Raw genomic sequence first — 20,056 nt, 5'->3', positions numbered from 1 at the left:
ATTATCACCAGTACTACAAGACCATTTATTAACAAGGTAATAATTGCTTTTTCCTGTTTCTATTTAATATGGATGTTTCAAAAAAGCAAACTCCATGTTTGTATCTTGTTAACTATCAACAACATCAGATTTAATTGAACTTTTCGACCATAAAAAATGATAATTCTTTGGGTTTGTTTCCTTTTACATTTTCTATATTTGCCATTATTTAAAATTAATCTAAATAAGAAATGATAAAAATATCTCCCCTACTTTTCATATTCTTCATACTAAATTCTCTTTCTGCACAGGAAATTTCCAAAACGAATACAAATACTGCAAAAGATAAAAATATCAAAAGTCAGGACAGTATTGTACCGGATAATTCGGGAACTGATACCGAATTAAAAGAAATTGTAGTTTCTGCATCCAGACAACCGGAAATCTTAAACGAAGTGCCTTCATCGGTTACTATTTTATCAAAAAAACAAATACAGCAACAACTCAATATAAGTTCTAATCTTAGCGACATCCTGGGCGCATCTGTACCCGGTCTTGGTTTTTCGACTAACAGAACTCAAAATTTAGGTCAGACTTTAAGAGGCCGACGTGTATTGGTCATGATTGACGGAATTCCGCAATCTACACCGCTTAGAGATGGTGCCAAAGATATGCGCTCTTTGGATCCTACTGTTTTAGACCGTGTAGAAGTAATTAAGGGAGCAACTGCAATTTATGGTAATGGTGCAGATGGTGGTTTGATAAATTATATTACAAAAAAGGCAAATGTCGACAAAACCATAAGCGGATCTACTGAGGCAGGAACTAATTTCTCTCTAGTAAAACCTAAAGGTACGGCGGGTTTCTTTGTCTCTCAACTATTTTCCGGAAAAGTAAACAAGATCGATTATGTAGTAAGCGGACGTTATGAAGAAACGGGATTATATCGCAATGCCAAAGGGCGCGTACTTTCTCCGGAATACGGAATGAATGACCTAAAAAACTGGAATGCTTTTGCAAAAATTGGTTACGATATCAATACCAATAACCGCATAGAGTTAATGTACAATTATTTTAATAGTACGCAACATACTGATTATATTGCAAAAGCAGGAGTTTACGGTAATTTTGATTCGCCAACTACGGGAATTAAAGGACAACGCCCCGGAGACCCTGAAGGAACGCCTTATAACCATAACGCCAGTTTAAGTTATACAGGTGAAAATATAATTGGAAACACTGATGTTAATGCTACACTTTATTTTCAGGACTATCTCACGTTGATTAACTACAGTGACTTTTTTGAAAATAACGGACAACCGGCTACACAAAGCAAGAAGCTTGGTTTTCGTTTAAATTTAAACACGCCATACGAATTCAGTCCTCTTATATCAGGTAATATAACGTACGGATTGGATATACTTTCGGATATAACAGATACGCACCTTACAGATGGCAGATTGGTCATTCCTGAAATGAATATGACGAATTTAGCCCCGTACTTTCAGCTTAAAAACATGTTTGGTCCCAATCTGGTTTTAAAAACAGGTTTAAGACTTGAAAATGTAAATATCGATGTGCCGGATTATACCACTATTGGTATTCGTAATTATGTAAACGGAACTTATGTTGGCGGCGGAATTGCTGTAAATGGTGGAGCTCTTGATTTTAATGCCTTCATGTTCAATGCCGGACTGCGTTATACAAAATGGGCTTTGTTTAAACCTTTTGTAAGTTTCTCCCAGAGTTTTAGCGTTGCCGATTTAGGTTTGGTACTACGCGCTGCCAAAGAAAACACCGTAAACAATACTTCGATAAAAGCGGTTACGGCCAATAATTACGAATTTGGATTCTCAGGAGCTTTGGATAAATTTTCTTATGAAGGCGCTGTTTATTACAGCACATCCAAATTAGGTGCTTCTTATGTTTATGTTGATGGAAATCCGCAGATTTCTCGTTCACCTGAAAAGATTTATGGTTTTGAAGTAGCAGCAAAATACCGTCTTCATTCTAAAATTGATATTGGAGCAAATTATTCCTTTACAGAAGGAAAACGTGAACTTGCAGACAAAAAAATATATTTAGGAGGCGATCGTATCAATCCGCCAAAATTAACAGCTTACACTATTTTTAGACCTTTAGAAAACTGGTCGCTTTTTGTTCAAATGATCAATACATCAGGCAGGGATAAGTTTGAACCTGTTAATGGTGCCTACACTTACGGAACAGGGCCTGTAAAATCTTTCACGGCTTTTAATCTTTCTTCGAGCTATACTTTCAAGGAAAAAAGTACCATTCGTTTGGGAGTCGAAAACTTATTCAATAAAGATTATTATTCTGTTATTTCGCAATGGCAGTCTAATAATATGAATTATGTTAAAGAAAACGGTACGCGCCTGACCATTAGTTTTGCACAGGCATTCTAATTTTTGTCTCGAACTAAACTTTTTTTTCTTTCAGAGTAAACTGTTTAATAAAAATCAATACATTTGTCGCTCATCAATAAGGAAAATGACAAACTTAATTAACATCTCTATTATTAGCAGCATTATTATCATTCGATAATGATCAGGGATGTTATATAAATAGGTACACAGATACATTTAAAACCTCCCTCTTTGGGAGGTTTTTTTTATTTAAAATAAACATGAAAAATTCAGTACAAAATACTAGCAGCGCAATTATTATTAGCACAATTATTATTCGTCTTTTATGACGGGACAGGATTCTATTGTGTAAATAATAAAAGCCTTTCTCAGTCAAAATGAGAAAGGCTTTTTTATTTTCCGGTAAACTCAGGCATTAAAATATCAAACAAATAAACTCCAATAATAACTAGATTTCAAATGAAAAAAGAATACACCTTAACCGTTTACACAGAAGATCAAATGGTAGTACTGCATAAAATCATCGTAATCCTTTCCCGACGAAAAATAACTTTGGAAAACCTCAATATTTCTACCTGTGAAATGGATAAAATGTATCGTTTTACCCTTGTTTTAAACGAGACTTTCGAAGTTGTAAGGAATGTAGCGCTTCAAATCGAAAAAGTTATTGAGGTTTTTCAGTGTTATTACAACACAAACGAAGAAATCGTCTGGAAGCAAATGGCATTATTTAAAGTAAAAACCTCTAGTGTAATCCATCCCGAAAATACAGATTTGTTGTTTCGAAAATATAGCGCCCGATATGTAACAATCGAAAAAGATTACACCATATTTGAAGTCACGGGACATGAAGACGAAATTAATACTCTAACTGTCGCATTAAAACAATTTGAATTGATCGAATGTATAAAAAGTGGCCGAATTGCCCTTAGTATGAACAGTGAATCTTTCCAATTAACTGATTAAGGGTTCACAATCTCATCATACGGAAGATTAAAAGTACCTTCGGTAATACTAATCGTTTCGCCTGATGACACATTTCGAACTGTTCCTTCAAATGTTCCTTTGATGCCTTTTTTACTTATGGATTCAATTTTTACTGTAAAAAGATCGTCGCCTGTAGCCGTGTTATAAAGTATGGTTCCGTCTTTGGTCTGAATCGCATATCGGCCCATCATTTCCAACTCGGCAGGTGTTGAATAAGTGCCTGCTGTAATGTTGCCGCCTACTCTCCATATTTCAAAATCTAATGATGGCGGCATTACTTCTCCAACTTTAGTAGGATGCGGTCCGTCAAATCCTCCCACTACAATCATTTCAAAACGATCGTCGTTACCTCCGCCCTGAAATTTCGCCGTACGAAAATCTATTTTTCTTCCCCCGACGCTTGCTCTAAAGTAATAGTCTGATTTATTTTCATCAGATCCTCCATCATCACTCGAACAGGCTGAAAATAAAAGGATAAATGCCGATGCATAAAAAAGCTGCTGCACTAATTTTACCGCTTTATTTTTGAAAGATGCTGATTTTACTGCTAAAGAACGATTACTATTGTTGTTGTTTGTCATTATAATAAGTTTTGATTCACAACAAATTTAGTAACGGGCGATAGGTAAAACAATACCTGATTTCATGGTAATTTCTTCTTTTTCCAGTAAAGGTTTTTAACCGCAAAATTTTTAACCACAATCCCGATAGCTCACTATCATTAAGTTAATAGGCAATCTACAAAATTATTTAACAGTTTAATCAAGAAAGTAATTAGAAAAATCCGTTTTTATCAGCGTTTTCGCTTTAGCGAATCAGTAAAATCAGCGTCTAATTTTGACGCGGATAAAACAGATTTACTTCGTAAAAACGCGGATAAAAACGGATTTGATTTGCAATATTTTTTTGTTTTCTAAAAGCTTAACTTAATGACATTACCCCGATAGCTATCGGGATTGCGGTTAAAATCTCAAAACACTTTATATTATTTTAAACAAGGCAATTGCAGCACATTAGCATTCAAAGGCTGTTCTATTTTTCGTTCCAGTTTTTCGCTATTCACAGTAATATAAACTTCCATAGAACCGGTTCCTACTTTCAAGGCGAGGATATGTCCGCCGTAAGCATCAAACTTATCATCGGTTGCAACACCGTGAATGTGTATGGATGGTTTGCCTTCGTTCCAGGCGATAGAACCTGTTAAACTTCCCATCTCTACTTTATTAAACGTTTTTGGATTAAATTTCTTTTGATTAAAGTCATAAAAGCCAAACGTGACTTCCTGCGCAAAACCAATTCCGGTAAAGCTGGCCGACGGAATTTGCTGTTCTTTTGCCAGATTTTCGATTAAAGCCAAAACATTATCGCCTTCACGCATTACCATCAAATAGCCATAATTGGTTTTGGTATAACGGCATTTTTGGCTGTCGTCTTTTTGTTGCGCGTATATCGAATGTACTCCAAAACAAAGAAGTAGTATTGCCAGCATTTTCTTAGAGGATAAAAACATAATATTGAATTTTAAATTTAATTTATTGAATAAATGGTTTTTATGAAGACTGCTACCATCAAGCAACTCTAAATTTACGGATATTTTTTTCGTATTTTTGTATAAATTCAATCCTATCACATGAAACGTTCCGGTACAGCAGATCTTCCCTTACATTATGGGCATGTTCCCTTATGGCTCGCCGAACGTATGTCTAAACTCGGTTTTGCTATTGTAGAAACTATTGCAATGGAATTTTCTACTGCCGAAGTAATCAGCAAACTCAGTAATCCTTTCTGGTTTCAAAGCTTTGGTGCTGTAATGGGAATGGACTGGCATTCGTCCGGAATTACAACTTCGGTACTTGGAGCTTTAAAAAAATCCGTAAATCCGCATTCGAAAGAACTTGGAATTTATATCTGCGGAGGAAAAGGAAAACATTCGATGCTAACGCCACAGGAACTTTTATTTGTGGGTGAAAAAACAGGTCTCGACGGCATGAATCTTGCCAACTGCAGCCGACTTACAGCTAAAGTTGATAACACAGCCATTCAGGACGGATTTCAATTGTACCAGCATAATTTTATTGTCGACAATAAAGGACAATGGGCTGTTATTCAGCAAGGAATGAATCCAAATTCTAAAACTGCCAGACGATACCACTGGCATTCACAGGATTTAAAATCTTTCGTCGAGGAACCTCATACTTTTATTTATGGTGAAAATCAAGGTACGATTTTAAACCTTACTGCTCAAACGGCAGCAAAATCCAGAGACGGTATTTTAGAATTGGCCAAAGAATCTCCAGCTAAAATTATAAAAGAGATGCAATATCTTTCGATGCCGGCGCATCATGATGTACGCATGGAAGATGTTAATATGAAAAGACTCGGCGCCATGCTTTGGGCTACTCACGAAAACAAGCCCGAAGATTTTGAGGAGTTATTACTTTTAAAAGGAATGGGCCCACGAGCTTTGCAGTCATTGGCATTGGTGAGCGAAATAATTTACGGAACTCCTACCCGCTTTGAAGATCCTGCGCGTTTTTCATTTGCTCACGGAGGAAAAGACGGACATCCGTTTCCTGTTCCTGTAAAAATTTATGATGAAACGATCAATACTTTGCAAAGAGCCATTAATCGTGCTAAAATTGGCAACAATGATAAGATCGATGCTATTCGTAAATTATCTGAAATTTCACGAAAAGCAGAAGAAAGTTTTACGCCCAATTCTAACTTTGATGCCCTCATACAAAGAGAAAGGGACGAATCGCACAAGTACGGAGGACGAACTATTTTTGGCGATGCTAAACCTCTCAAAAAAAGACCGCCAAATCCGGGCAATCAACTTGAATTGTTTTAAAACTCAGTATATAATCAAAAAAAACGTCTCAAAATTTTAGGGTTTGAGACGTTTTTCTTTTTTTACTTTTTTTCTTCATTATCCAACTTATCGTCGAAATCAGGTTCTTCACCTTTAAATTTGTGTGTATCAACATCATAATTTTCATCGTTTGTTAAAACTTCATCATGATCCTTATATTGATGTTTTCTCATGTCACTTCGATTGTCAGTACCACTTTGCTTAGCAGTATTCTGATTTTGATTATTTGTTTTCATGTGCTGCGTTTTTAAGTTTTAATAAAATTACTTAAAAGACTTGCATCAATACTTATACAATCGTCTATAAAAGTTACAAAATAACACTTTCATTAATGCTGAAATGAGTATTAAACCACTGATTTCATTCCATTTATTTTTAAATAATTTACAAATTCAAAGACATAATCTATCCATGTCTTTAAAACACAAATGCCAACAATTCAGGTTTCATAGTAATATATTATCCCAAGACGGTTGAAATTATGCAATTGGATTCTTTTTGAAAAATATATTGTTCAACCAAATGTTCCTATGGAACATCAAAACCATTATTTCCTCATTGGGCTACCAATGAAATGTTCCGATGGAACATTTGCTTATAAATAATATTCAATTTCTGATTTAATATAATTTATTGTCAAAGAATTTATAAATTCAAACATATCGCTTTCCCCTTTCGCTAAAAAGCCAAATACCAACAATTCATGTTCCATAGGAACATATCATCGGTAGAAAAAAAATAGTGTTTTTTAGACAGCGTCCCAGAGGGACGGTTGAAATCACAATTGGATTTTTTTTGAAGAATAAATGGTTCAAACAAAATTTTTCAATGAAATGTTACTCATCAATTCTATCTACCAATAAAATATTTCATTGAAACATTCAAATTAAATTCTACAACAAATTCAAAGCATCCGCTGTTCGTACGGCTTCGATAGAATTACTTACATTCAGTTTTTCGAGGATATTCTGCCTGTGTCTGTTTACGGTATTGATACTAATGTTTAACTGACCGGCAATTTCTTTACTGATTACACCTTTACCTATCAATAATAAAACTTCTTTTTCGCGCGATGTAAGCAAATTGATGCAGTTTACATAGGTATCCACATAAAAACTTTCTCCCGTTTTGGTATTAACAATTTTTCCATCAATCCCATTTAGCGTTTCTTTTTTTTCAAATAAATAATTGTAGAGACAAACCGCCAGCCATAAACCGCCTTCTGAACTGTTTTTAAGATAAAAACTACGATGTAAAATACGCTGATATTCCTTTTTACTGTTCAGGGTCCTGATTTTGCATTGAGTTGCATAATGCAGTCTTTCGTTAGGTTCAAGGTTTTTTAAAAAATTGAAAAACTCCAGTTCCAGAAGATTCCTCTCAAAAAGATCTTCAGGATGAATGCGCTGGTAAATATCTTCTTCCCAAATAGAATCAATGGTTAAAAAACCGGAAGTATCCATTTCGAAAAAACTCCCGAAATCACCGGTAAAAATATAGCTTTTATTGTCGGCCAAATCTGATAATACCGCTACCGAATGATCGATTTTTACAAATTCTTTCATTGTACAAATGGCCTCCTGCAAAGCTTCTTTGCGCTTGTCCAGGCTGTCAATAGATTCAAAGGAAAATTGATCTTCTAATTTGGAAATGGGATTCATAACACAACTTCATTTATTCTAATAGTATGAAACTACCATAGAGCGGGCTAAAAATAAACAATTTATTCGTTAAACCTTAAAATGGTTATAAATAACTATTGCTGTAAAAATAATGAATCGCCTACTTTGTAAATTATTAATAAAATTCAAATTTAAGAAATCATGAAGAGAATGCATTTAGTTTTAATCTTTATAGGTATTATGGCAATAAAAGGAAATGCTCAAAAATTAAATTCAATGAACTGGCTGAATGAGCCCGCTGAGTGGGAAATAAAAGACAACAAACTCACGATGCAGGTTACGCCTCAATCTGATTACTGGAACAAAAGTCATTACGGATTTACAGTTTACGACGGGCCATTTTTGTATACAGAAAGAAGCGGTGAATTTGAAACTGTTGTAAAAATGAGCGGCGTTTACAAAACCAGATTCGATCAGGTTTGCCTGATGTTGCGAATTGATGAAAACAATTACATCAAAACCGGTGTCGAATATGTAGACGGTATTTATAATATTAGTACTGTTCATACTATCGATAAAAGTTCGTGGAGTGTAATGGGTTTAAAAGAAAAACCAAAAAATGTCTGGATGAAAGCCGTTCGCCGACTGGACGCAGTAGAAATTTTTTATTCGATAGACGGAGTCAATTATACGATGACCAATACAGTTTATTTTCCGGAACATAAAACCGTACAAGTGGGTATGATGGCGGCAAGTCCTGACGGAAAAGGCTTTACTGCTACATTTGAAGATTTTAAAATTACGCATCTTCCGGATCAGAGACGTCTAGAGTGGCTAAAAAACAATCAATAAAATAATGTAACATTTCTCAGAAAATGTCGTCTCTTCTATTGTACTCTTAACGAAGCCAAAATAAACCGAATCATGAATTTAAAATTTATAGTATACATAATAGTAAGCATTCTTGCGCTTTGCCAAAAGGCTTTTTGCCAGCAACCACAAGAGAATGCAATTCATGAATCGATAAAAGTCGAAACAGATCATATTTTTAGTAAGCTCGTTGACATTAGAAGAGACTTTCATGAAAATCCTGAACTAGCAGGAAATGAAATTCGTACACAACAAAAAATCAAACAATATTTACTTGATCTTGGACTTGAAGTTGAAACCAATATTTATGGTCACGGCGTTATAGGGATTTTAAAAGGTGCCAAAAAAGGAAAGAATATTGCCTGGCGAGCTGATATGGATGCACTCCCAAATGACTTTGCTGATAATGTTGCTTTTAAATCTAAGATAAAGGGAATTCAACATGGTTGTGGACACGATGTACATATGGCAATTGCGCTGGGAATCGCCGAAGTGCTTTCAAAAAATAAAAAAGAACTAAAAGGAACGGTTTATTTTGTTTTTCAACCTGAGGAAGAAACATTTGTGGGAGCAAAAAACATGCTCAACAGTACATCATTTTCTACAATACACCTTGAAGAAATTTACGGACTGCATATAACTGCCTTGCCATTCGATCAAATAATGGTCAGGCCAAATGAAATGTTTGCTTACCAAAAAAGAATACAAATTAAATTTAAAGAAGATCTCACAAAAGAGCAGACAGCAGCACTCACCAAAAAAATTCATGACGTCTTATCCCGATTTGCAGCGGGAACAAAACCTTGGGAAATACAAAATATGACCGACCCAAAAATTGGACTTGCAAACACCAATACCGTTTTTAAAGATTACTTAATAATGGACGAGAAATTTGCTATTCATTCTAAAAATAATGAACTGATTCTGGATGCTTATTTGTATGAAACCAATGCTTCAAACTTAAAAAATATTGTTCCGAAAGTGAAAGAAGTAATAGAAGCTGATAATCTTAAAGATAAATTGCTTTCGATTTCATTTACACAGGAAAATCCAACCGTTATTAATAATAAAAAATTGACCAGCGGTGCAGTAAAAACACTTGACGCTATTTACGGAAAAGGATTCGTAGTGACAGATTATGGTCAGGTTCCTTATTTTAATGATGACTTTGCTTATTTCCAGCAAAAAATTCCGGGTGTTTACTTTTTTCTTGGAGGTTCTAATTTCAAAAAAGGAAATATTGCCATGAATCATGCACCTAATTTTACTGTAGATGAAGAATGTATTAAAACCGGGGTCAGCAGTTTTTCTTCTTTAATTTTCGAAAAGGCGAATGGAAATTAAACGGCATAAAACATTCATATAAAAGCAAAAAGCGTATGTATAATTTATTAAAAATAACATCTTCATTTCAAAAAAAGATAAAAACAATGAGAGATAAAGATCGATTCCTAAACACTTTAATAATAAGTAACGGACACCATAATATTATAGATCTTGGTGCGCAAATTGGACTTGATGAAAAGGATACTATGGAAATAGTAACACAGCTTCTGGCCGAATATAAAATAGAATATGCCTTAAACGGAGTTTGCGATTACAGTTTAATGAGAAGTCAAAATCGGGTTAAAAAAGCGAATAAGTAATCATTTTTTTGTCCTGACCAAAGTAACATCATCAACATAACAAAATGCTTTTGCTTTTCCGTCAGCCAGAAAACCAACTTCGGCCTTTCCTCCTTTTACAGGAATGTTAGTAATGGTGATGGTTTTCCAGGATTCATTTTTTTCTTTGATATTGTATTGTAGCTTTTTCCCGTTGCTTATAATGTACATTTCCAGATTGTTGAAATCATCACTGTTTTTTATTTTGGCTGTTAAGGTATACAAACCATTTTCGAGTTTTACGTACGGCGAAGATGCAATAGTTTGAAACGTTTTTCTTTTAAAATTAATTTTATCACTTATGTTCAGGCTCTTTTCGCCAATAACGACTTCTCTTTCGCTTTTGGTATTAAAATGATTTAAAACCGGCGAATGAATGCTGTCCAATCCTATCGAATTTCCTTCAATAACTTCACTTGCCCAGCCTGTTAGTTGTATTTGCACCGGTTTTACAGGGCTCGGAATATGCCTGCGGTCTGCTTCGAAACTTCCGTTTTTGATATAATTGTTATCATCGGCTACTTTCCAGATACCGGTTTTTTCTTCCAGGTTCCAGGAACTTAGCGAATTAAAATAAGGCGTTTTACCATCAAAAGAAAGCGGACACCATTGATTATATCCTAATCCGTTTCCGGCAAAATTAGCCCATCTGTCGCCACAAAAAACAATAGTTTCCTGCTTGTTCCCTTTTACAGAAAAGAAAAATCCTGTTTGCGAAACATGCGCAAAATCCTCCGAAGCTCCATTCATCACCAACATTTCATTTGTTGGAAGATATGGCCCTCTAATATCATCAGCCACTAAATAATAAGCAAATGATCCATCCCAGCCATAAATATTCGACGCAAACATATAATACTTATTGTTGTACTTGAACAGGCAATTTCCTTCACGGCTTTCACCTTTAAAAACTTCGGTACAATCCAGTAAATTTATTTTTCCGTCTTTAATGCCAATTTCCGAAACGTATATTTTGTTCCTGCCTCTTCCGTAAGAGTAAATAAGGTATGATTTTCCGGTATCTTCGTCTGTAAAAACTGTTTGATCGCCCGTATTACTCGTCCCGATCATTTTCTCCATATTTATTTTCTGATGCCATTCGAACTGACCCGTTGGAGTATCTGAAACAGTAATTAAAACTTCTTTATCATGCTGAACAAACATGGCATATTTTTTCCATTCTTTGATATACGCAACTCCCAAACGACCGACCCAGGTTTTACCGTTTTGATTGACTTTTTCCTTCGATAAAACATCTGCTTCAAAAACCCAATTCACCAAATCGAAAGAACTATAACACGTAACCGACTGAAAAGTCGCATTGGGCAAAGTTACTGATGGATCATTTCGATACGTATCAGCTTCGGCATAATGAACTCCGTACCAATAATATTTTTGTTTTCCCGTAACCGGATCAGCAAATTTAAATATCCCGCCGCCCTGACTATTAATAGGTTGCCCGTCTTTGGTATATCTAAAAACATCATTTTTTATATTCAACAATTGCGCTGAAACCTTATGAATGCTGCATAAATTGATCATACACAGAAGAATCAATATGAATTTTAGGGAATACTTTCTTTTGATTTTCATTTTTTTTTAATATTTTAATACAATAGGAACTTTAATCAAATTAATTTTTAGCAACAAAATTGATCACATTTTCATGAATGGATTTTTCGCCTGAAACCTTATCAGCAGTAACATTCTTAAGAAAAATATTCTCTACCGGAAGTTCTTTTTGCCCTAAAATTCTGGAAACAAACTTGACATTGGTTGCTTTTATATTTTCGAGATATACATTTTTTATCGGTGTAAGTTTGCGTTCAATTGTTGGTACTAAATCTCTCCATTGGTACAAAACATCCGTTTCGATTCCCAGAATTCCTTCGTCGATTTTGCCTGATGTTATGTTACTCATATAAATATTATTCACGTAACCACCTCTGCGTTCGTTGGTTTTTATAAATAGCAAATGATTGAGTTTTGCCCCATCCACGACAGTGCAATTGTCTATAAATACATTTTCTATTCCGCCCGAAAGTTCGCTTCCTATTGCTACCAGTTGATGTCCGTTTTTAACGATACAATTTCTCATTACAATATTTTTCGAAGGCGTATTCAATCGCCACGCATCCTGATTACTTCCTGATTTTATGGCAATGGCATCATCTCCCTGATCAAAAACACAGTTTTCTATCAACACATTCTGACTCATTTCAGGATCAACTCCGTCGTTGTTATGTCCGTGTGCGTAGACTTTTAGGTTTCTAAGGACTACATCTTTCGACAAAAAAGGATGAATCGTCCAAAACGGACTATTGGTAATCGTAACGCCATCCATCAAAATATTCTCACAGCGATTGAACTGAATAAACTGCGGACGAAAATGCGCCGAATCATTGACCATCTGTCTCTCCTTCATGGGTTTGTTGTACGAAGCCAGATAATACAGTCGTTTCAGGCTTTCCATATGCGCTTTTGGGCGGGCAAACCATTCTTTCCAAACGTCCATTTTTGCTTTCAATTCGCCTTCTCCCGTAATCGCAATATTCTTGCATTGGTACGCATAAATCAAAGGCGAATAATTGTAACATTCGTAACCTTCCCAAGTCGAGCGAACGGCTGGCAAATAATCCTTTGGATCTTCTGAAAACAGTAATACTGCGCCTTTATTGAGATGAAGATTGACATTACTTTTAAAATGGATTTTCTTTGTAAGCCATTCTCCTTCCGGAATCACCACAATTCCGCCGCCTGCTTTATTGGCTTTGGCAATCGCTTTATTAATCGCTTCTGATGTTTTTTCTTTATTGCCTTTAATGGCTCCAAAATCTACAATCGAAAACTCTTTACATTTACTGAAATCAGGAATTTTGATCGCCGGCATTTCAAATGGCGCTTTTACTACGACTTCTGTTTGAGTTACAGAAGTTGAATCTTTTTTGAAGGATAAAAAAATAAGCGAGACTAAAAAGCAACAGCAAAACGTTATTTTTTTCATGATGGAGTTTTATTTTTTTAATTAATTATTTACAATAAAAGAAAAACCATTTTTTTTAAACACATAGAAACATAGCTTTTATTTACTAAAAAAGGCGTTTCACTTAATAAAAATGCACATAGCTATGTGAAGAAATATATTTCTTTTTGCTTCCTTTTTCTACACATTAAATCTATGTTTCTATGTGTTTAAATGAAGCTATTCATGATAGTATCCTGATAAAGAATTAAACAGATTAAAAAGTAAATCTGCAACCCGAGCGATAGCGAACAGGCGAAGCAAATCTGCGAGAAAAAATTTTTAACGCTTGCTAAAAAATATAATGCCCGAAGGATATCGGGCATTAGACCACAAAAAACCACTTTTGCTTTAAACAAACTTAAAAACTTAAACAATTTATCTTTAATTGCCTTATTAAATTTCAGACAATATCATTTTCAACAAATGCATTTTATACATTAGCAACTATGCTTTGTAATTTGCTTTTGTAAAATAATACAATCAAAAAAAGAAAACTATCCTGTACTATCCTTTATTATTAATCAATTTTATATTAAAAATTAAAGGTTTAATTATATAAACAATCAAATTGCAAAAGTATATCTCAAGAACAGCCATTATAATAAACGATTTCATAATTTTAAAATTCTGATAAATTTTCAAACAAAAAAATAAATACGATTTCTTTTTAACATCATAGTACAGGATACTTTATCGAAACAGAAATTTTAGATTTGAAAATCCAATAAATTAAAAATCCGAAAAATTGATAAAATTTAGAACACTCCTATTTTGTTTTTGCATGCCGGCTTTTTTATTTGCCAAGCCTTCAAAAGTAAGTTCGAAAGCTAATGATAAGGGCGAAAAATCTTTGTTGTTTTATTTTGGCACTGCCACAAAAACTTCAAAAGGAACCGTAATAAAAAGTGCAGTAGCTTATAACGCTAATTTAGGTTATGGATTTGATTCTAATTCAGTTTCGAATGTCAACATCAACCCAAATTCTTTTTCTACCACAAAACCCACTTACTTTTCGGTAAAAGTTCCTGAAGGAAATTATCAGATCGAAATAGTTTTAGGAAGTTCTGATAAGCCATCGAATGTCACCATAAAAGCCGAATCCCGAAGATTAATGCTAAGGGAATTCCCAATGCAAAAAGGGCAAAAAATAACAAAGACTTTTAATGTGAACGTAAGAAGCATTAAAATCGATGATCAAACGAATATCAGCCTCAAAGACAGGGAAAAAGAAATTTTTAATTGGGATGATAAACTAACCCTTGAATTTTTAGGCGAAGTTAGTATTCAAAGTATAAAAATTACTCCAAAAGACAATCTTACTGTTGTTTATCTGGCCGGAGATTCAACGGTTACAGATCAGGATGTAGAGCCCTGGGCATCATGGGGACAATTTATTACCAATTATTTTGATGATACAGTTGTGGTGGTCAATTATGCGTATTCAGGATCTTCACTGAGTTCTTTTAAAGGAGCAAATCGTTTAAAAAAGATACTTTCGCAAATTAAAAAAGGAGATTATTTGTTTGTAGAATTTGGACATAATGACGAAAAAATCAAAGGTGAAGGAAATGGAGCCTGGGCATCTTATTCGGAATTATTGAAGGAATTCGTTCAATCGGCTAAAGATAAAGGAGCGATTCCGGTTTTGGTAACGCCTACGCAAAGAAGGTTCTTTAACGAAAATGGTACTTTGAAAGAAACTCACGGCGAATTTCCTGAGGCAATGCGCGCTGTTGCTCAAAAAAATAACATTGCCCTTATCGATATTACCAAAATGACAACTGTATTATACGAAGCCTGGGGCGACGAAGTTTCACGAAAAGCTTTTGTACAATATCCTGCGAATACTTTTCCGGGACAGGAAAAAGCGTTGGACGATAATACTCATTTTAATAGTTTTGGAGCCAACGAAATTGCACTTTGCGTAGTGAAAGGAATTCGTGAGCTTGATGTTCCGTTACAAAAACAAATTAAAAAAGAAACTCCGGATTACAATCCAAATAAACCTAATTTTATTTCCAGCTGGACACTACCTATGAGTGCTCGTTTCGAAATTGCGAAACCAGATGGCAACTAACTAACCGACCAAAGAATTCAAACCAATTATGATGCTCAAAAACACCATTCAAAAGTTTAGTATTATTGCTTTTACGCTTTTTGTATCCCAAAATAATACGGCGCAGCAAACAGATAAAATCTATCTTTCGGGAAAAGATTTCGAACATCCCGTACAATGGGATTTTTATTGTACCGGAGGAAATAACAGTAAAGTCTGGTCTAAAATAAATGTTCCTTCGCAATGGGAATTAGAAGGTTTTGGCGAATATACCTACGGAAGATGGTACAAGGAGCTGAACCAAAAAGAACCCAGCAAAGAAGAAGGTTTGTATAAATATGAATTTGAAGTTCCTGCCAATTATAAAGACAAAGACGTTGTAATTGCTTTTGGCGGCGCGATGACAGATACTGAAGTAAAAGTAAACGGAAAACTGGCCGGAGCCATTCATCAGGGCGGTTTTTATGAATTTAAATATGATATTTCATCGTTATTAAAATTTGGCACCAAAAATATACTGGAAGTTCATGTCTGGAAACATTCTGCTAATAAATCTGTAAATGCTGCCGAAAGAAGAGCCGACTGGTGGTTGTTTGGAGGTATTTATCGTCCGGTTTGGCTGGAAGTATCCCCAAAATCCCATATTGAAAATATTGCCGTAAACCCAAAAATGGACGGTTCGATAACAGTTGACCTGAACCTGAAAAACATCCCAAAAAACACTACTCTCGAAGCTTCGCTAAAAGGCTCGAATGGAGAAAGTTTTCAAACTTTTACTTTTCCTGTTAAAGCAAAAAGTACTAAAGAAAGTATTGCAGCACAATGGAATAAAGTAAAACCGTGGGATCCTGAAAATCCTAATTTATACAATCTTGAATTGGTTTTAAAACAAAACGGAAACGTTCTGCATCAATACAATAAACGAATTGGTTTTAGAACTTTAGAGTTCAAAAAACAGGACGGGATTTATGTAAACGGCACTAAAATTATCATGAAAGGAATCAATCGTCATTCTTTCTGGCCAGAAGGCGGACGAAGTACCAGCAAGCGTATCAGCGAATTAGACGGTAAATTACTGAAAGACATGAATATGAATGCGGTTCGCGGCCATTATCCGCCAGACGATCACTTTCTGGCGGTTTGCGATTCGTTAGGACTTTTTGTTTTGAATGAACTGGCAGGCTGGCAAAACTCGTATGATACGGAAACGGGAACAAAACTGGTTAAGGAAATGGTGACGCGCGATGTCAATCATGCATCGGTAATTATTTGGGACAACGGTAATGAAGGCGGCTGGAACTATGATGTCGATAAAGTTTTTGCTGATAATGATCCTCAAAAAAGAATTGTGATTCATCCGTGGGCTGATTTTAATGGTTGGGATACACACCATTATCCGACTTATTTAACGGGAATGCACCGTTTTAATGCGGGCGAAAATGTATTTTTCCCTACTGAATTCATGCACGGAACTTACGATAACGGACACGGAGCAGCGCTGGAAGATTTTTGGAATCGCTATAAAGAAAGTCCGTTGTTTGCAGGAGGATTTATGTGGGCTATGCTCGATGAAGCCGTAAAACGCTCTGACTGGACGGGCGATGTAAAATTTGATTCGAAAGGTTCGCTTGCCGCTGATGGAATTCTGGGACCGCATCGTGAAAGAGAAGGAAGTTATTATACAGTAAAAGAAGTTTGGGCGCCTATTCAGTTTCAGCCCAAACAAGTTACAGCAACTTTTGACGGATCTTTTTTAATCAAAAACGATTATCTTTTTAGTAATATGAATTCCTGTAAAATGGAATTTAAAGTATTAAAATCAGATAATGACGTACTTTATACGAATGGTGTTGCGAAGGAAATTAGTGCAGGTAAAATTGAAATTCCGAGTATTGATCCGGGAGAAACACGCAAAATTCAATTTGCTGTTCCTAACAATTTTGCCGAAGGAGATATTTTGTCGATAACTGCTTACGATCAATTCAATAAAGAAATTTATACCTGGACATGGCCAATTCATAAAGCAAAATTTTATGCGGATAAGTTTTTAGCTGTTCAGGACACAAAAACCAAAGCATCCGGAATTAAAACAGGCAACGAAATTACTTTAAAAGGAAATGATATAACAGTTACAATAGATGCTGCAACGGGTGAAATTGTAACAATAAAAAATAAAACATCCACCATTCCGCTTACCAATGGTCCTCGCCCAATTGGCATGAAAGCCAAATTAAAAGACATTCAGGTTTCTCAGGAAGGTGACAAAGCGGTTTGTAAAGTCAACTATTCAGGCGGATTATCTTCTATAAAATGGATTATGGAACCGGACGGAAGATTTAAAATGGAATTGGTTGCCTTAAAAAATGCTTCTGGCGGAGAAGGTTTTGATGGTGCTTTTTTTGAAGATAAAATCAACTCTTTCGGAATCACTTTCAGTTTTCCTGAGAAAGAAGTTACAGGTATTAAATGGTTTGGAAGAGGTCCGTACCATGTCTGGAAAAACAGAATAAAAGGAACGACTTACGGTATTTGGGAAAAAGAATATAACAATACGATTACGGGAGAAAGTTTTGAGAATCTAATTTATCCTGAATTTAAGGGATATCACGCGAATTTATTAGGCGCAAACCTTAAAGCCGGAACTTCATCGTTTAAAGTTTTTAGCGAATCTGATAATTTATTTTTAAGATTATTTACTCCCGATTTGCCTAAAAACGCTTTCACTGGAAGTTACCCTCAACCGGCATTTCCGAAAGGTGATATTTCTTTCATGTACGAAATTCCGGCGATGAGAGATTTCAAACCTTTAGAACAACAAGGCCCTCAAAGTCAGCCAACCAACATTCGTATCAAAAGCGGTGATGATGGAATTAAAATGAATTTATGGTTTGATTTTAGAAACAATTAGAAAAGAGTTTTTTTTGTTTCAGGTTTCAAGTTTCAGGTTGAAATGAGAATTTAACGCAATCCCGATAGCTATCGAGAGCAAAGGTTTATTATCTAAAGTTTTAAACACAGAGAACACAAAGATTTACACAGAGTTTACAAAGCTATTTCAAGATACAACTTTGTGAACTCCTATGTTTGCATAGTTAGAAAATCAATCTTTCAAATATCTATATTTGGATATCATAAAGTGAAAAAGGGTGAGAGTCGATTCGCGACTAAATGACTCAGGAAGTACATTGACGCAGAGATACCGCCTCATTCTTTTTTATCTTTTAGAGTCTGAACAGAATGTAAGGAACTACGCAGGTCGTATTATCCAGAATATCCAACCAGGAGAAAAGACGAAGGAAGATTCATCACTTTATAATATTATTTAAAATTAAGGAGTTATGAAAGTATTGAAACAGGTATTAGGAATTGATGTAGCGCAAAAAGAATTGGTAGTTACTTTAGGAAGACTCAATGATGATTTATCGATTGAACTGTGTGCTTATTCTGTTTTTAAAAATACAGATAAAGGTTTTTTAAAACTTTCTCAATGGATTGATAAGCTTACAGATAAAACGACCAAAGTTCGATATGTAATGGAAGCTACAGGTGTTTACCATGAGAAGTTCGCCCATTATTTAGATGAAAAAAAAGAGGATTTAAGTATTGTACTGCCCAACAAAATCAGTAATTATATACGAACTCTTGAGATCAAAACAATTACAGATAAAACGTGTTCTGAGGCCATTGCCAGATTTGGACTGGAAAGAAAACTCGATAATTGGAAAAAACCAAAAGCGATCTACAGAACCTTAAAACAACTTACACGTGAACGCCGTCAAATTACAGATGAGAGAACCATAGTAAAAAACCAACTGCATGCCGAAGAGGCAGAAGCAATGCCTCATATTTCAAGTATTGAACGTTCAAATAGAAGGATACATTTTTTAAACACCCTTGAGAAAGAAATTAAGAATGAGATCGAAAGTAGTATAAAAGAGAACAAAGAACTTAGTAAAGACATCAGTAATATCTGTACAATACCGGGTATTTCAATTTTGACTGCAGCAACTGTTATTGGCGAAACAAACGGATTTGAGCTTATACGCAGTAAAAAACAGCTTACAAGTTATGCAGGACTGGATGTAAAAGAAAAACTCTCAGGAACATCAGTAAAAGGCAAGCCGTCAATTTCCAAAAGGGGTAATAGATATTTAAGAAGCTGCCTGCATCTGCCAGCTCTAAGCAGCATAAAATGGGATGATAATTTTCGCGACCAATACAGTAGAATAGTAGCAAAACATGGCATCAAAATGAAAGGATGTGTAGCGGTACAGAGAAAATTATTGGAACTGATTTATATTCTCTACAAAAATAAAGCAGTATATGATAAAGATTTTGAATCAAAAAAAATAGCGTGCCAGCATAAAAATGCATAAACACGCTATACAGTCTAGCGCTATGGCTGACTAAGGCTACAAATTTAATAATATAAAAGATAAATAACCAAGACAGCTAAAAATAAAATTTATATTTATTAGGAAATCAACACAGAATCTCTGTGTTTTTTTTTTAAGCAGTAATAAAGAAACTTTGTTTTCTCTGTGGTTAAATTATAAAGGTTGAAACAGAGAACGCAAAAAATCGCACAAAGTTC

The 20,056-nt window shown here is 34.9% G+C and carries 15 protein-coding genes; 9 read left to right on the top strand and 6 right to left on the bottom strand.

Annotated elements, in window-relative coordinates:
* Positions 1–230 precede the first annotated feature (230 nt).
* Together B0M43_RS16035 and ilvN are read left to right on the top strand one after the other, a co-directional pair.
* On the top strand, positions 231–2,405 hold the full coding sequence (locus B0M43_RS16035; protein ID WP_078007338.1) for a TonB-dependent receptor: 2,175 nt from the start codon (positions 231–233) through the stop codon (positions 2,403–2,405).
* Positions 2,406–2,825: 420 nt separating this feature from the next.
* Positions 2,826–3,332 carry an acetolactate synthase small subunit gene (gene ilvN / locus B0M43_RS16030; RefSeq protein WP_078007339.1) on the top strand — a complete coding sequence of 169 codons (507 nt, stop codon included), beginning with the start codon at positions 2,826–2,828 and terminating at the stop codon, positions 3,330–3,332.
* On the opposite strand, the gene B0M43_RS16025 is transcribed toward ilvN, so the two are convergent.
* Both B0M43_RS16025 and B0M43_RS16020 read right to left on the bottom strand, forming a co-directional pair.
* Positions 3,329–3,934: a hypothetical protein gene (locus B0M43_RS16025; RefSeq protein WP_078007340.1), complete on the bottom strand. Its 606-nt coding sequence runs from the start codon at positions 3,932–3,934 to the stop codon at positions 3,329–3,331. The two genes, ilvN and B0M43_RS16025, sit on opposite strands and share 4 nt — an antisense overlap.
* A 404-nt stretch (positions 3,935–4,338) precedes the next feature.
* Complete coding sequence (locus tag B0M43_RS16020; RefSeq protein ID WP_078007597.1) at positions 4,339–4,863, bottom strand: PPC domain-containing DNA-binding protein; 525 nt, start codon at positions 4,861–4,863, stop codon at positions 4,339–4,341.
* 120 nt (positions 4,864–4,983) lie between these two features.
* Here B0M43_RS16020 and B0M43_RS16015 point away from each other — a divergent pair, with 120 nt between their 5' ends.
* The gene (locus tag B0M43_RS16015) at positions 4,984–6,204 is read left to right on the top strand and encodes a DUF763 domain-containing protein (RefSeq protein WP_078007341.1); all 1,221 of its coding nucleotides are present in this window, start codon (positions 4,984–4,986) and stop codon (positions 6,202–6,204) included.
* Positions 6,205–6,266: 62 nt separating this feature from the next.
* Here the strand turns inward: B0M43_RS16015 and B0M43_RS16010 are convergent, their stop codons facing one another.
* Positions 6,267–6,461, bottom strand: coding sequence for a hypothetical protein (locus tag B0M43_RS16010; RefSeq protein ID WP_065449850.1), 195 nt, complete (start codon positions 6,459–6,461; stop codon positions 6,267–6,269).
* 657 nt (positions 6,462–7,118) lie between these two features.
* Positions 7,119–7,886, bottom strand: a complete 768-nt coding sequence (locus B0M43_RS16005) for a LuxR C-terminal-related transcriptional regulator (protein ID WP_078007342.1) — start codon at positions 7,884–7,886, stop codon at positions 7,119–7,121.
* A 162-nt stretch (positions 7,887–8,048) separates the two neighbouring features.
* On the opposite strand from B0M43_RS16005, the gene B0M43_RS16000 reads away from it, so the two are divergent.
* The 3 genes from B0M43_RS16000 (at position 8,049) to B0M43_RS15990 (ending at position 10,363) form a co-directional block, all read left to right on the top strand.
* The gene (locus tag B0M43_RS16000) at positions 8,049–8,699 is read left to right on the top strand and encodes a DUF1349 domain-containing protein (protein ID WP_065449848.1); all 651 of its coding nucleotides are present in this window, start codon (positions 8,049–8,051) and stop codon (positions 8,697–8,699) included.
* A gap of 72 nt (positions 8,700–8,771) precedes the next feature.
* Positions 8,772–10,061, top strand: a complete 1,290-nt coding sequence (locus tag B0M43_RS15995) for a M20 family metallopeptidase (RefSeq protein WP_078007343.1) — start codon at positions 8,772–8,774, stop codon at positions 10,059–10,061.
* 86 nt (positions 10,062–10,147) lie between these two features.
* A complete protein-coding gene (locus B0M43_RS15990) occupies positions 10,148–10,363 on the top strand; it encodes a hypothetical protein (protein WP_078007344.1) in 216 nt (71 codons plus the stop codon).
* On the opposite strand, the gene B0M43_RS15985 is transcribed toward B0M43_RS15990, so the two are convergent.
* Both B0M43_RS15985 and B0M43_RS15980 read right to left on the bottom strand, forming a co-directional pair.
* Positions 10,364–11,974 carry a family 43 glycosylhydrolase gene (locus B0M43_RS15985; protein WP_078007345.1) on the bottom strand — a complete coding sequence of 537 codons (1,611 nt, stop codon included), beginning with the start codon at positions 11,972–11,974 and terminating at the stop codon, positions 10,364–10,366. It abuts the gene before it with no gap.
* Between the two features lie 40 nt (positions 11,975–12,014).
* Positions 12,015–13,385, bottom strand: a complete 1,371-nt coding sequence (locus B0M43_RS15980; protein ID WP_078007346.1) for a glycoside hydrolase family 28 protein — start codon at positions 13,383–13,385, stop codon at positions 12,015–12,017.
* A gap of 766 nt (positions 13,386–14,151) precedes the next feature.
* On the opposite strand from B0M43_RS15980, the gene B0M43_RS15975 reads away from it, so the two are divergent.
* The 3 genes from B0M43_RS15975 (at position 14,152) to B0M43_RS15965 (ending at position 19,838) form a co-directional block, all read left to right on the top strand.
* Entirely contained in the window at positions 14,152–15,483 is a 1,332-nt protein-coding gene (locus B0M43_RS15975) for a rhamnogalacturonan acetylesterase (protein ID WP_078007347.1), read from the top strand.
* Positions 15,484–15,511: 28 nt separating this feature from the next.
* Positions 15,512–18,370, top strand: a complete 2,859-nt coding sequence (locus B0M43_RS15970; RefSeq protein ID WP_078007348.1) for a glycoside hydrolase family 2 TIM barrel-domain containing protein — start codon at positions 15,512–15,514, stop codon at positions 18,368–18,370.
* A gap of 430 nt (positions 18,371–18,800) precedes the next feature.
* Positions 18,801–19,838, top strand: a complete 1,038-nt coding sequence (locus tag B0M43_RS15965; protein ID WP_078006195.1) for an IS110 family transposase — start codon at positions 18,801–18,803, stop codon at positions 19,836–19,838.
* Positions 19,839–20,056: the final 218 nt, after the last annotated feature.

The organism is Flavobacterium sp. KBS0721 (assembly GCF_002007065.3).
GTDB classification, from domain to species: domain Bacteria; phylum Bacteroidota; class Bacteroidia; order Flavobacteriales; family Flavobacteriaceae; genus Flavobacterium; species Flavobacterium piscis.
The sequence above is the reverse complement of the archived record's forward strand: the minus strand, read 5'-3'. Positions and strand labels throughout refer to the sequence as shown.

Bases quoted from the DNA above. Each gene is read 5' to 3' on its own strand.
- B0M43_RS16025 (WP_078007340.1), bottom strand. From the start codon at position 3,934: ATGACAAACAACAACAATAGTAATCGTTCTTTAGCAGTAAAATCAGCA.
- B0M43_RS15990 (WP_078007344.1), top strand. From the start codon at position 10,148: ATGAGAGATAAAGATCGATTCCTAAACACTTTAATAATAAGTAACGGA.
- B0M43_RS16000 (WP_065449848.1), top strand. From the start codon at position 8,049: ATGAAGAGAATGCATTTAGTTTTAATCTTTATAGGTATTATGGCAATA.
- B0M43_RS15985 (WP_078007345.1), bottom strand. From the start codon at position 11,974: ATGAAAATCAAAAGAAAGTATTCCCTAAAATTCATATTGATTCTTCTG.
- B0M43_RS16010 (WP_065449850.1), bottom strand. From the start codon at position 6,461: ATGAAAACAAATAATCAAAATCAGAATACTGCTAAGCAAAGTGGTACT.
- B0M43_RS15995 (WP_078007343.1), top strand. From the start codon at position 8,772: ATGAATTTAAAATTTATAGTATACATAATAGTAAGCATTCTTGCGCTT.
- ilvN (WP_078007339.1), top strand. From the start codon at position 2,826: ATGAAAAAAGAATACACCTTAACCGTTTACACAGAAGATCAAATGGTA.
- B0M43_RS16015 (WP_078007341.1), top strand. From the start codon at position 4,984: ATGAAACGTTCCGGTACAGCAGATCTTCCCTTACATTATGGGCATGTT.
- B0M43_RS16005 (WP_078007342.1), bottom strand. From the start codon at position 7,886: ATGAATCCCATTTCCAAATTAGAAGATCAATTTTCCTTTGAATCTATT.
- B0M43_RS15970 (WP_078007348.1), top strand. From the start codon at position 15,512: ATGATGCTCAAAAACACCATTCAAAAGTTTAGTATTATTGCTTTTACG.
- B0M43_RS15965 (WP_078006195.1), top strand. From the start codon at position 18,801: ATGAAAGTATTGAAACAGGTATTAGGAATTGATGTAGCGCAAAAAGAA.
- B0M43_RS16020 (WP_078007597.1), bottom strand. From the start codon at position 4,863: ATGTTTTTATCCTCTAAGAAAATGCTGGCAATACTACTTCTTTGTTTT.
- B0M43_RS15980 (WP_078007346.1), bottom strand. From the start codon at position 13,385: ATGAAAAAAATAACGTTTTGCTGTTGCTTTTTAGTCTCGCTTATTTTT.
- B0M43_RS16035 (WP_078007338.1), top strand. From the start codon at position 231: ATGATAAAAATATCTCCCCTACTTTTCATATTCTTCATACTAAATTCT.